Origin of the sequence: Clostridium sp. B9 (assembly GCF_050509515.1) — a bacterium.
In the GTDB taxonomy this organism is placed as follows: Bacteria; Bacillota; Clostridia; order Clostridiales; family Clostridiaceae; genus Sarcina.
In genome coordinates this window covers 2,197,424-2,210,809 of sequence record NZ_JBNWKA010000003.1, presented here as the reverse complement: position 1 = coordinate 2,210,809, position 13,386 = coordinate 2,197,424, and the positions used below count along the sequence as shown (strand labels likewise).

The following is a 13,386-nucleotide window of genomic DNA, read 5'->3' as shown; positions in this document are numbered from 1 at the left end:
GTTTCTTACTTCTTTTAGAAGCAACTAACTAGTAATTTATTTGAGCTAATCAAATAACTTAAGAGGAGTTGAGTTTAAATGAAACAAGAAGGAACAAACCAAAAAACAAAATCATTAACACTGTTTGGATTTTTTGCAATGACAGCATCTATGGTTATGGCTGTGTATGAATATCCTACCTTTGCAACATCCAAATTACACTTAGTATTTTATTTGCTTTTAGGAGGGTTCTTGTGGTTTATACCAGTTGCTCTATGTGCTGCTGAAATGGCAACAGTAGATGGTTGGGAAAAAGGAGGAGTTTTTACTTGGACCGGTAAGAATCTAGGTAAAAAATATGGCTTTGCCAATTTATTCTTTGAATTTTTTGAAATAACCGTTGGTTTTGTAACAATGATTTATTTCATACTTGGTGCTTTATCATATGTATTTAATTGGCCAGCACTAAATAGTAATCCAGTTATTAAATTCATAGGAGTTTTAGTCATATTTTGGGTATTAGCTTTATCACAATTTGGAGGAACTAAATATACTGCTAAAATAGCTAAAATTGGTTTCGTAATAGGAATACTTTTACCAGCAGCTATTTTAATAATCTTATCTTTGATATATATAATACAAGGTAATCCTATATATATATCAAGCAAAGATACCTTTGTTCCAAATTTCTCAAATGTTAATACATTAGTTGTATTTGTATCCTTTATCCTATCTTACATGGGTGTAGAAGCATCTGCTACACATGCAAATGAAATGGAAAATCCAAAAAGGGATTATCCTTTAGCAATGCTTTTATTAGTTATAGTAGCTATAGTTGTTAGTACATTGGGTGGATTAGCAATAGCTGCAGTAATTCCTCAAGATCAAATAAACTTAAGTGCAGGGGTTGTACAAACCTTCGCAGTATTATTAGGTCACTTTACAACTCATAATACAATTTTAGTTAAAATTATAGCCATCCTACTTGCTTTTGGAGTAATAGCAGAAGTAAGTTCATGGGTAGTTGGCCCAACAAGAGGTATGATTATAGCTGCTGAAGAAGGAGCTATTCCAAAATTATGGGCTAAAACAAATGAACATGATGTTCCAGTTTACTTAGTTATAGCACAAGGTATATTAGTTACTATATGGGATGCAGTTTTAACTTTTGGAGCAGGTGGAAGTAACCTTTCATTCTTAGCAGCAATGTCATTAACAGTTGTAATTTACCTAACAGGTTATATTTTATTCTTTGTAGGATATATTAAAGCTATCCTAGGAAAAGGATTAAATGGTTCATATCAAATGCCTGGTGGAAAAGGTGTTAAATTAGTAGTTGCCATAGTAGGATTAGCAACATCAATATTTGCATTCTTTATTTCATTTGTACCACCAACATCAATAGCAAGCAGTATGGTACAATCACATGAATACATGTGGATGTTAATAATAAGTTACTTAGTAGCTTTAGTATTACCATTTGCTATTTATGCATTCTGTCAAAAATATATGCATGCTCATGAAGGCAATGTTCATCATGCAGTAGCAACTCACAAACACTAATTAAAGAAGGCTGTCCTAAAGAGTTGAGAAAATTCATCTTGTTTAGGAGAGTCTTTTCTTGTAATAAAATTTGCTTTTTGAGAAATAATATTTTAGAAAAATAAATTAACTAATGATAAGGAGTGAATTTTATGAGCAAGAAAAAGACTCTAAAGGGAATGCAAGATAGTATGAAAAAACATAATGACGATTCCTCTAATTCTAAAAATGGATTTAATGATAGAAGTAATTCAGGAAAAGAACCTGGAATAGTCAATAGAAAAGGTCTTTAAAAGTATATCTAAAGCAATATAAAACTTTAGGTAGGTGTCACTTTACACATCGATTTAAAAGTAAAGATTGAAAAAAGCTGTACTTTAATACAGCTTTTTTATTTGAGGAAAATTATAAATATTAAATTATGAATAAATTTTGGATAAAGAATTAATGAGTAGTAAAATTGAATAGTATAACGATGAAAGAGGAGGAAGTCATCATGCATATACTATCAATTTTACTATTTGCTATTTCATCTAATTTAGATAATTTAACTGTTGGGATAGGTTATGGTATGGAAAAAATTAAGGTTAATCCTTTAAGTAATTTTATAATCAGTCTAATTTCAGCAGTAGGAACTTTTATATCAATGTATCTTGGTACTATTATATTAAAGTTTTTAAATAAAGAGATTACTAATTTGATTGGAAGTGGAATTCTTATAGTTATAGGATTATTTTTCTGCTACCAATTTTTTAAGAATAAAGATGTGAAAAATGATGACAATTTAATTAAGAATCCAAAGAAGGCTGATAAAAATAATTCAAAACGTATAGAGCCAAAAGAAGCCGTATCACTTGGTTTTGCTCTTACAATAAATAATTTTGGAGTAGGTTTTGGTGCTAGTATTGCAGGGCTAAGTGTTGTATTAACAAGCATAGTTACATTTTTCGTAAGTATTATTTTCTTAGAAGGTGGATATTTATTAGGAAATGCTGTTTTTGCAAAAATATTTGGTAAGTATTCTGACTTAATATCAGGATTAATAATAGTTTTCATAGGATTTTATGAGATATTTTTCTAAAAAACAAGCCAATGATAATCATTTTCAATAAATGTGATTTAAATCACAGAATTATGTAAAAAAATAAACTAAAATAAAAGCATAAAAAGTGATTGAAAAGAACAAAATAAAAAATGATTGATTATTAATTTGAAAAAATTTAAGGAGGAATATAGACATGAAACAATATATTGAAATAATTGATGTTGTAGCAAGACAAATCTTAGATTCAAGATGCTTCCCAACAGTAGAGGTAGAAGTTTACTTAGAAGATGGTACAGTAGGAAGAGCGGCTGTTCCTTCAGGTGCTTCAACAGGAATATATGAAGCTGTTGAATTAAGAGATGGTGATAAAGATAAATACTTAGGAAAAGGTGTAGATAAAGCAGTAGAGAATGTTAATGATACTATAGCTGAAGAAATTATAGGATTAAATGTTTTAGATCAAGCTTATATAGACAAAACTCTTATAGAGCTAGATGGAACTAAGAATAAAGGAAAATTAGGAGCTAATGCTATACTAGGAGTTTCATTAGCTGTAGCTCAAGCAGCTGCTAATTATTTAGGAATGCCATTATATCAATACATTGGAGGAGTAAATGCAAAAGTATTACCAGTTCCAATGATGAACATAATAAATGGTGGTAGCCATGCTGATAACTCAGTAGATATTCAAGAGTTTATGATTATGCCAGTTGGATTTAATTGCTTTGAAAGAGCAGTTAGAGCTTGTGCAGAGGTTTATCATGCATTAAAGAAAACTTTAAATGAAAAAGGATATTCAACAGGTGTTGGTGATGAGGGTGGATTTGCTCCAAACTTAAAATCAAATGCTGAAGCAATAGAAGTTATTTTAGAAGCAATAGAGAAAGCTGGATATGAAGCAGGAAAAGAATTCTTCATAGCTATAGATGCTGCTTCATCAGAATACTATAAAGATGGAAAATATGTATTAGAGCATGAAGGAAAAACTTTATCAGCTTCTGAAATGGTTGATTTCTTTGAAGAATGGGTTAATAAATATCCAATAATCTCAATTGAAGATGGTATGGCAGAAGAAGATTGGGAAGGATGGAAGTTAATGACTGAAAGACTTGGTAAAAAAGTTCAGTTAGTTGGTGATGATTTGTTCGTTACTAATACAGAAAGACTTTCAACTGGAATTGAAAAAGGAATTGCAAACTCAATCTTAATAAAACTAAACCAAATTGGTACTTTAACAGAAACTTTAAATGCTATAGAAATGGCTAACAGAGCAGGATACACAGCTGTTGTTTCTCATAGATCAGGTGAGACAGAAGATACAACTATAGCTGATTTAGTTGTAGCTGTTAATGCAGGACAAATAAAAACTGGTGCTCCAGCAAGAAGTGAAAGAGTAGCTAAGTATAACCAATTAATAAGAATAAATGAAGAATTAGGTGATGTGGCTGAATACAGAGGAATGAAAGCATTCTTCAATCTTTCAAAATAATTTGTAAATAAAATAAGATAAAATAGTAAAAAGACCTTAAGAGATTTCTTAAGGTCTTTTTGTATGTAAAATTAAAAAGCTAGTCTTAAATAATTTACTCTTAAATGATAATTAAATAACAAAATATTGAAATATAATACAAAATATTGAATTAAAATGAAAAATATGTTAAAATGATTTAAATATCAAGTATAAGTTGAGGGAGAGGTGATTATATGCTAAATATAATAGCATGGGGAGTAATAATTTTAGCATTTATTATAATCCCTATTATTAAGTTAAGAAAGAATCCTATAATTATAGAGTTGGATGATAGGTATTATTCTTTAAATGATATAAGAAATGCTACTTTAAAACATTTAAAAATGAGTGGTAAGGCTTGTGAGATTGTAGATGAAAGAATATTAATGGTTGATGGTGAAAAATATTTATTAACAGAAACTACAGTTAATGTAGGCGCACCAGTACAACAAGTTATTTTAAAAAGTATTTAATTAAAACATAGCCAATTAAATAAATAATATGAGTTATTTTATTTATTTTGGAACATTTTTATTAAAAATTTAATATATAAATATATAGATATTAATAAAAAGTTTAAAATGAAAAGCATGATAAAATAATTTTAATTATTGAAATAGAAAAAAAAATAAAGTAATATAGTAAAAAAGAACATAAATATCCCTTTGAAGAGGAGTAAGTAGTTAAACTTAGATTCAATAAAGAGAGCTAATGATGGTGGAAATTTAGCAAGAAAGAGTTTGATGAATCGGCAACCTTGGAGGTATGAAATGAAATCTATTTAGAAAGTAGTGGAATGGTGGGCTGCACCTTATAGCAGATAGAGTATGCTAGTACTTGAAAATGAGATATATTGAAGCATTATTATAGCTAAGTGCACATTGAGGCTATAATATTATGGGATTCAATATAAATTAGGTGGTATCGCGGATTCAACTTCGCCCTATATTTAGGGGCGGAGTTTTTTTATTTTAGCTAGAATTTATAGAATATAATTTTAAGTTGAATCTGACTTAAAAATCTTTTGCAAAAGTAAATTAGATTTCTATGATTATAAAAATATTTAGAAGTCTATGTTAAGAGTTGAAAGGAGGGAGTTCAAAAATGAAATGAAGTGTTGAAAGAATAAATAAAAGTGAGTTGAAGAAAAAAAGTTTTGTTGAAATAACTCCCTTAGTAACGGGAGTTTAAGAAATGTGTTACTAAATTTAACTTGAATTTTGGAGGATTTTATAATGAATGTAAGAAATAACACAAGAATATTAACAATGAATGCTTTATTACTAGCTATAGGAGTGATACTTCACCAAATAACGCCAGTACTAGGATTACCTATGCAACCAGATTTTGCACTTACAATGCTTTTTATAATAATTTTATTAAATGATAATTTTAAGATAACATTAGTTTCAGGTACATTAATGGGAATATTCACAGCTATGACAACTAAGTTTCCGGGTGGGCAATTACCAAACTTAATAGATAAATTTATAACTGCTATAATAATATTTACTTTAATAACTTTAATCAAAAAAACAAATATACTAGGAAAATTAAATGAAGAAAAAAGAGAGTTATTCTTAATAGGATTTGTATTACCATTTGGAACTTTAATCAGTGGACTAGCATTTTTAGGGTCAGCACAAGTAATAGTTGGCTTACCAGCAAGCTTTATGGCTTTATTCTTGACTGTAGTAGTACCATCAATAGTTTTAAATACAGTAGTGGGAATAATGCTATACAAAGTGGTTATGTCTTCTTTAAAAAGAGTTTCTTATAGTATCAGAAGATAAAATAAAGTTTAAAAAATTTTAAAGTATACAATATGTATATTGTTATAATTATGTGCACAAAATGAGATAAATATTGTAAATTTTTCATTGGTGTGATATGATACTTCTATGGAATTATGCAACTATATCAAGCTTAGGAGGTTTTCTTATGAATAATGTTTTAATAGTGGTCGAAGCTATTTTAGCTATAGTAATATTGGTTTCAATAATGATGCAACCAAGTAAAGCAGATGCGTTAAGTGGATTAATTCAGGGAAGTCAAGATAGTTTCTATTCAAGAAACAAAGGTAGAACAAGAGAGGCTATGCTTATAAAAGTTACTGTTGTTTCATCTATCTTATTCGCTATAAACACAATTGCTATAAATTTAGTTAAATAGTTATTTATGCGGCCACCCATAATTTCAGGGTGGCTTTTGATTTGTCTTGGTTATAATTCCCTTAATCAAAGAGGAATTTTAGGCATATCATAGTAATAAGAGAATAGTTAAGCTTTAAGATATAAATTTTAATGCTCTTGGCAAGATATATATAGAAAGAAGTTTATTAATAAGTAAGTTTCGATTAAATTGTTGCAAATTTAATTTAGAGGTAGAACGGAGGAAGAAGAATGAAAATAAAAGATATAATTTTAGGTCTTATGAAAGAAGAAGCATATAGACCAATGACGATGTTAGAATTATCAAAGATATTTAATATAAATAAAGCTGAATACAAGCAGTTTAAAAAAGTGTTTAAAGCTATGGAAACTGAAGGGCTAATAGCTAGAGACGAAGAGGATAGATTCGGATTAGTAGATACAGTTGGGTTAATCCCAGGTAAAATCCAAATACATCAAAAAGGTTTTGGTTTCCTTATTCCAGATGAGGAAGGAATGAAAGATGTATTTATACCTAAGAACTCTTTAAATGGAGCTATGAACGGAGATAGAGTATTAGGAAAAGTTACTAAGGAAAGTGAAGAAGGAAAAAGACGTGAAGGTGAAATAGTAAGAGTAACTGAGAGAGTTAACACTAAAGTAATCGGAATATATGAAGATAATAAGAGTTTCGGATTTGTGCTTCCAGAGGATCAAAGAATAAGAAATGACATATTCATTTCTAAGAAAGATAGAAATGGTGCTAAAAAAGGTAATGTAGTTGTTGTTGAAATAACTAAATGGCCAGATGGAAAGAGAAGAAATCCAGAGGGCGTAGTTGTTGAGATATTAGGAAATAGAGGAGATTTAGGACTTGATATCATAACTGTAATCAAGAAGTATGCACTTCCAGAAGAATTCCCAGTTAATGTTTTGGCATGTGCTGAAGAGATTCCAGACGAAATACCAGAGACAGAAATCAATAGAAGAACAGACTTAAGAGATTTAAGAATGGTTACTATAGACGGTGAGGATGCAAAAGACTTAGATGATGCTGTATCTATAGAAAGACTTTCAAATGGAAACTATAGACTAGGAGTTCATATTGCAGACGTAACTCACTATGTTAAGGAAAATAACCCTTTAGACAAAGAAGCATTTAAGAGAGCAACTTCTGTTTACTTAGTAGATAGAGTTATACCTATGCTTCCTAAGAAGTTATCAAATGGTATATGTTCATTAAATCCACAGGTTAATAGATTAACACTAACTTGTTTCATGGAAATAGATCATAAAGGAAATGTTTTAAATTCCTCTATACATGAAAGTGTAATTAAAACTAATGAAAGAATGACTTACACTGATGTAACTAAGATTTTAAGAGATAATGATGCTGAGTTAATGGAAAGATATAAAGACTTGGTAGATGACTTTAAAGCTATGGAAGAGCTTTGTAAGATATTAAATAAGAGAAGAATGGGAAGAGGTGCTATTGACTTTGAATTTACAGAGAGTAAAATCATCTTGGATGAAAAGGGTAAGCCAATAGAAATCAAACCATATGAAAGAGCTATAGCTAACAGAATAATAGAAGAGTTCATGTTAGTTTGTAATGAAACTATAGCAGAATATATGTTTAAGAAAGAAATGCCTTTTGTATACAGAATCCACGAAGAGCCAGATAATGAAAAGCTTCAAAGATTCAAAAACTTCGCTTATAACCTAGGTTACTCATTTAACTTTGGTGAAGAGGTTGAGCCAAAAGATTTACAAAGTGTTGTAGAAAAAGTCAAGGGTGAAGATAATGAAATGGTAATAAATACATTACTATTAAGAAGTATGATGCAGGCTAGATATTCACCAGAATGTGCAGGTCACTTTGGATTAGCAGCAGAATACTACTGTCACTTTACTTCACCAATTAGAAGATATCCAGATTTACAAATTCACAGAATAATTAAAGAGTTTATAAATGGTAAGATAGATGCTAAGAGGGCTAAGAAGTTAAACACTATAGTTGATTCTGCATCTAAGCAATCTTCAGAAATGGAAAGAATAGCTCAAGAAGCTGAAAGAGAGACAAATGATCTTAAGAAAGCTGAATATATGAAAGATAGAATTGGAGAAATCTTTGATGGTATTATTTCTTCAGTTACTGGATTTGGAGCATTTATTGAACTTCCAAACACAATAGAAGGATTAGTTCATGTAACAAGCTTTAGAGATGACTACTACATCTATGATGAAGAGAATATTCAATTAATAGGTGAAAGAACTAAGAAGATTTATAAACTTGGAGAAAAAGTTAAGGTTATCTGTTCTAAGGTAGAAATGGCTACTAGAGAAGTTTACTTCGAGATAGTTGAGGATAAATATACTATCGAAGAAAAAGAAGAAGAAACTGAAAAGAGAGAAGACTTAATGGATGAAGTTAAAAAAGAGCTTGAGGCTGAAGGAAAGGTTGAAATTATTGAACCTAGAGAAGAAACAGCTGAGGAAGAGCTATAATAACAGGTTAATTAAAAACTTATAGATAGATTTCGAGAATTACTGTATTTCGTTAAGAATTTATAGTAATCATTACGAGAGGTTTACTAAAGCTTCGAAACTTGCTTCGCTTCGAACAGTCTCAGCTTATTAACGTAAACATCTCTCCATGATTACTTAAATTCTAAAACTCATACAGATATTCTCTACATTCTATCTATAAGTTTTTTACTATCTACCTATGTATTAAAGTGTTAGATAGTAATAATAGTAAGTAATGCTTAAAACTTTAAAACTAGATGCGCGTTAATTCAAAGTCCAAATTTAAATTAGCACTTTGAATTTATATCTTTGAGTGAAGCGAAAAGGTGCTACTTTTTAAATATTTGCTTAGTGGAGCTTACTTATTAATTTTCACTTAAAGTCTAAAGAGTTAATTTGATTGTAGTTTTATGTTAAGTGGAGTGGTGAAGTGTTTTGTGTTTAATAGTGTGTAGATTGCAACGAATGCAGAGTAGATGAAATTACCTATAAAGGGTTGGGTATTGTAATTTAAGGACTGTATTAAGCTTATAGAACAAAATACTAGAGAATAAATTAACATGCTCCAGTAACCCCATTTTCTTTGTTTTAAGTAGCCATATGATATTACTAATGAAAATACAATTAAAAGTGATTGGACTAATATTTCTGGCATAAATGGGACGGCAAATCTTACATTAAAGGCTACATCTTGTTTAACATTTAATGTGAGTAATACTGCTAAAGCACCAAAGACTTGAAACCATCCTATAAATTTAATTCCTGTAGGAATTTCTTTTTTCATTTTATTTACCTCCAATATAATTTATTAATGAATCAAAAGTTTATAATTATTATACAATATTTATTTGAAAAATATAACAATTATTGAAATTGTTATGATGAGAAGTGTGGATGTTTTGAGTGCTTATTAAATGTACACGTATATATGAGTTTATTAATAAATACAACATTATAAAAATAATGTAACCATGTGAAATTAAAAATTAAGACTATATAATTTGTTTTGAATAAGAAGTTTTAACTTTTGACACAATAAGTGGATGGGTTATAATTTACATTTAAATAGTAAGTATGTTAAAATAGTAAGAAAAGAAATAAAAGGTATGTTTTCCTTTGGGAGGATATACTTTCAATATAACCATCATAGTAGGTGAGAGTATGGCAAAAAGAAAAGATAATAAGACATTAGCAGAAAATAGAAAAGCAAGACATGATTATTTTGTTGACGAAGCTATGGAAGCAGGAATAGCTTTAGTTGGAACAGAAGTTAAGTCGATAAGAAATGGAAGAGTTAACTTAAAGGATTGTTATGCAGATGTATATAATGGAGAAGTTTATATAAATAATATGCATATAAGTCCATATGAGCAAGGAAACATATTTAATGTTGATCCTTTAAGAAAGAGAAAGTTACTTCTTCATAAAGCAGAAATACAAAGACTTATTGGTATAGTTCAACAACAAGGTGTTGCTTTAATTCCACTTTCTTTATATTTAAAGAATGGAAGAGTTAAGGTAAACTTAGGAGTTTGTAGAGGTAAGAAGAACTACGATAAGAGAGATTCAATGCTTGAAAAAGCTCATAAGAGAGAAATGGATAGACAACTTAAAGAAAGAAACAGATACTAAGCTATTTGAAAAAGTGTTTAGAAGACAAAAAGTATTAGGCGTTAATCTAATATTATGTCTTTTAAACACTTTTTTATTATAATGCATATATATAAGGGTAAAAGGGATAAGGGGGATTTTATTTATGAAAAGATTAAATGGGATTGTTTTAGCTGTGGTTCCAACTTTATTTTTAACGGGGTGTGGTGATGTTTCTAAAAATGATGTTGCAAAGCTTAGCTTTGATAAACTTTCAGTGAAAGAGGAACAAATATTAAATCTAACCGAAAATAGAGTTTTCTTTTATAATATAAAAGATATTGATAAAAGTAATGGATATAAGATTGATTTAAATTATGAGTTTTATAAAGAGGGTAAGGAAGTGAGAAGAGAACCTATTCTTTCAATGATTAATGAAACATATGAAGATGGAAAAGATGATCTGGATTTAGGGATAAATATTAAAGAAGGAAATAAGATAAATTGCCTTTTATCAGATGATGGTGTTTATACCAATAATGCTTATGAGTTTGAAGAGAATATAGAAGATTGGGCAACAGCTGTTTTTTCAGGAGATTCAGAGTTGGAGCTGGCAAAAGGAAAAAGAATTTGTATTTATTATGGAACATCAGAGAATTATATAGAAGCTGGAGCAGTAGGAATGGATATGGATTCAGAAGAAGTACAAAAAGTTATTAATAAAAATAAAGAAAATATATTTCTGACTATAAGTATAAATGACTTTGAAAGCGAAAAATAAGTAATTTATAATACTATATTTTTATAAAAGTGATTTTATTATTTATAAGTTTATTAAAGGCTCTATTTTAAGTAAATGTTGATTTGGGGTTACTTCTTCAAAACTATTTGATTTCACAAAGAGTAATCATTAAAATAGTTTTATAGTAATATTTAGAATTAACACTAGCTTAAAATAGAGCCTTATTAAAATTTTATTGTTATAGACTTTTAGAAGTGATAGTCTTAAAATCTTATGAGTTTATTTCTAATAACTCACTAAATCTTGAAAAGAACTTCAAGTTGTTTAACATTTCATCTTCAAGAGCAATTTCTTTTAAACAATCACAGTGATGTAAAGCTCTTTCTAAATAGTAGAATGCATTGTTAGCATCTTTTTTTAGGGCATAAGCTCTAGCTTTATAGTAAAATGCTATAAAGTTAAATGGTGATAGGGAGAGTGCCTCATCTAATGCGTCTAAAGCTTTATCATATAGTCCTAAATGAAGTAATACATTTGCATATTCACAATAGTATGTTTCGCTCTTAGGATTAAGTTCTAAGGCTTTTTCATACATCTTTGAGCTTGACTTTAAATCGTTTAGGTAAAAGTAACATTCTCCAAGTTTTTTGAATGCAGGAGCCTCAGTTTGATCTATGGATATGAAGTCTTCTAATAAATCTACAGATGTTTTATAGTCTCCTTTTTCATAGGTACAGTAAGCTTTGCCAGACAAAGCATTTTTAAAAAATGGATTGAATTCTAGAGCTTTATCAAAGGAAGCTTCAGCTTTTTCATATTCACCAATTTTTATATGAGCAAATCCTTTATTGCTTAGGGCATATAGGTCTAGGGGATTTAAGTCAAGTGCTTTCTTAGAAAGTTCGATTGCTCTATGGTAGAGGTTGAGGTTATAGTAGACAAAAGCAATATTATTGTAAAGTTGATGGTTTGGTTCTTTGATTTTTCTTAAAGCCTCTATGGAAAGTTCATAGGCTGCATTAAAGTCTTTTCCCTTAGATAGAGCTAAAATTTTATTGTTATAAAAAAATAGTGGATCTAGTTTTTCAGAATGCTTATCTAAAAAATAGAGAGCCTTGTTATACTTTCCTAGAGAGACGCATTTTTGGATTTGTTTTTCTGGTAAAAAATTATCAGATTCTATTAAATATAAAATAATAATTATGGTTAAAATACATATAAGTATCATTACGAGTGATTGAGCTTGATTCATGTTCATCTCTCCAAAAGATTTTTCTACTATTATTATATAAAAAATATTTCAAAAGGATTACATGAATAACAAGAATACTGTATAATAAAATAAGATGACAATAACTTTTTCTAATATGTTATAATAGAGGAAGTTAATACTATATTAATAGTAAGAAAGGGTGTAACCAAATGGAACTATTAAAAGATAAGATAAAAAAAGAAGGAAGAGTTACAGAAGATAATATTTTAATGGTTGATTCTTTTTTAAATCACCAAATGGATGTAGAGTTTTTTAACGAAGTAGGAAAAGAATTTAAAGATAGATTTAAAAATGACCAAGTAGATAAAATACTTACAATAGAATCAACAGGAATAGGGCTAGGAATAATAACTGCTCAATATTTTGATAATGTACCAGTTGTTTTTGGTAAGAAAATAGAAAGATTACCAAGAAACAAAAGAGAAGATGTATTCAATTCAGAAGTTTACTCATTCACAAAGAAAACAATATACAATGTTGTAGTTGATAAGAAATTCATAAAACCGGGTGAAAAGATCCTTATAGTAGATGACTTCTTAGCAAATGCATGTGCTGTATTTGGATTAATAGATGTAGTAAAACAAGCTGGAGCTGAGGTAGTTGGTGTTGGAATAGTTATAGAAAAGGGATTCCAAAGTGGAAGAACTAACTTAGAAGACAAAGGCATAAGAGTAGAATCTTTAGTTACTATAGATAAAATAGAAAATGGAGAAGTTTACTTTAAATAGAATATTAAGTGAGTTTAATAAAAACTATTTAATAGGATTGTAATACAAATGAAAAAAAGTTTTGATTTAGGTAAAAATAACCATTGATATTTTGAATAGAATTATGTATTATATAAATTGTCTATTTTAGAATGTTAAAAGTTAATTAATTAGTCAAGGAATTTATCTCTTACAAACACAAACATTATATGTCCCTTGACTAACTTAATTAATTGATATATAATGAGAACATAAGTTTTCTTTGAAAGCTTTAAGTTTAAAAATTGAATATGGAATTAGCGTTTAGACCATATTATTA

General features: G+C 28.8%; 13 protein-coding genes. 11 read left to right on the top strand and 2 right to left on the bottom strand.

The window, feature by feature from the left end; all coding sequences use genetic code 11:
* The first annotated feature begins 78 nt into the window (after positions 1-78).
* The 8 genes from gadC (at position 79) to rnr (ending at position 8,734) form a co-directional block, all read left to right on the top strand.
* Positions 79-1,542: a glutamate:gamma-aminobutyrate antiporter gene (gene gadC / locus ACQZHJ_RS09855; protein ID WP_430485381.1), complete on the top strand. Its 1,464-nt coding sequence runs from the start codon at positions 79-81 to the stop codon at positions 1,540-1,542.
* A gap of 131 nt (positions 1,543-1,673) precedes the next feature.
* On the top strand, positions 1,674-1,814 hold the full coding sequence (locus ACQZHJ_RS09850; RefSeq protein ID WP_430485380.1) for a hypothetical protein: 141 nt from the start codon (positions 1,674-1,676) through the stop codon (positions 1,812-1,814).
* Between the two features lie 203 nt (positions 1,815-2,017).
* Positions 2,018-2,602: a sporulation membrane protein YtaF gene (gene ytaF, locus ACQZHJ_RS09845; protein ID WP_430485379.1), complete on the top strand. Its 585-nt coding sequence runs from the start codon at positions 2,018-2,020 to the stop codon at positions 2,600-2,602.
* A gap of 157 nt (positions 2,603-2,759) precedes the next feature.
* Positions 2,760-4,055: a phosphopyruvate hydratase gene (gene eno, locus ACQZHJ_RS09840; RefSeq protein ID WP_430485378.1), complete on the top strand. Its 1,296-nt coding sequence runs from the start codon at positions 2,760-2,762 to the stop codon at positions 4,053-4,055.
* Between the two features lie 215 nt (positions 4,056-4,270).
* The gene (locus tag ACQZHJ_RS09835; RefSeq protein ID WP_430485377.1) at positions 4,271-4,549 is read left to right on the top strand and encodes a hypothetical protein; all 279 of its coding nucleotides are present in this window, start codon (positions 4,271-4,273) and stop codon (positions 4,547-4,549) included.
* A gap of 762 nt (positions 4,550-5,311) precedes the next feature.
* The gene (locus ACQZHJ_RS09830) at positions 5,312-5,869 is read left to right on the top strand and encodes a tryptophan transporter (protein WP_430485376.1); all 558 of its coding nucleotides are present in this window, start codon (positions 5,312-5,314) and stop codon (positions 5,867-5,869) included.
* Positions 5,870-6,017: 148 nt separating this feature from the next.
* Positions 6,018-6,248, top strand: coding sequence for a preprotein translocase subunit SecG (gene secG, locus ACQZHJ_RS09825; RefSeq protein ID WP_430485375.1), 231 nt, complete (start codon positions 6,018-6,020; stop codon positions 6,246-6,248).
* 230 nt (positions 6,249-6,478) lie between these two features.
* Positions 6,479-8,734, top strand: a complete 2,256-nt coding sequence (rnr, locus tag ACQZHJ_RS09820) for a ribonuclease R (protein ID WP_430485374.1) — start codon at positions 6,479-6,481, stop codon at positions 8,732-8,734.
* A gap of 412 nt (positions 8,735-9,146) precedes the next feature.
* On the opposite strand, the gene ACQZHJ_RS09815 is transcribed toward rnr, so the two are convergent.
* Positions 9,147-9,539, bottom strand: a complete 393-nt coding sequence (locus ACQZHJ_RS09815) for a hypothetical protein (RefSeq protein WP_430485373.1) — start codon at positions 9,537-9,539, stop codon at positions 9,147-9,149.
* A gap of 377 nt (positions 9,540-9,916) precedes the next feature.
* Between ACQZHJ_RS09815 and smpB the strand changes: the two genes are divergently transcribed.
* Together smpB and ACQZHJ_RS09805 are read left to right on the top strand one after the other, a co-directional pair.
* Positions 9,917-10,387 (top strand): SsrA-binding protein SmpB, encoded by a 471-nt coding sequence (smpB, locus tag ACQZHJ_RS09810; RefSeq protein ID WP_430485372.1) that lies wholly within the window; start codon positions 9,917-9,919, stop codon positions 10,385-10,387.
* Between the two features lie 124 nt (positions 10,388-10,511).
* Positions 10,512-11,126, top strand: coding sequence for a hypothetical protein (locus ACQZHJ_RS09805; protein WP_430485371.1), 615 nt, complete (start codon positions 10,512-10,514; stop codon positions 11,124-11,126).
* Positions 11,127-11,358: 232 nt separating this feature from the next.
* On the opposite strand, the gene ACQZHJ_RS09800 is transcribed toward ACQZHJ_RS09805, so the two are convergent.
* The gene (locus ACQZHJ_RS09800; protein ID WP_430485370.1) at positions 11,359-12,339 is read right to left on the bottom strand and encodes a tetratricopeptide repeat protein; all 981 of its coding nucleotides are present in this window, start codon (positions 12,337-12,339) and stop codon (positions 11,359-11,361) included.
* Positions 12,340-12,509: 170 nt separating this feature from the next.
* Between ACQZHJ_RS09800 and ACQZHJ_RS09795 the strand changes: the two genes are divergently transcribed.
* Positions 12,510-13,088: a xanthine phosphoribosyltransferase gene (locus ACQZHJ_RS09795; RefSeq protein WP_430485369.1), complete on the top strand. Its 579-nt coding sequence runs from the start codon at positions 12,510-12,512 to the stop codon at positions 13,086-13,088.
* Positions 13,089-13,386: the final 298 nt, after the last annotated feature.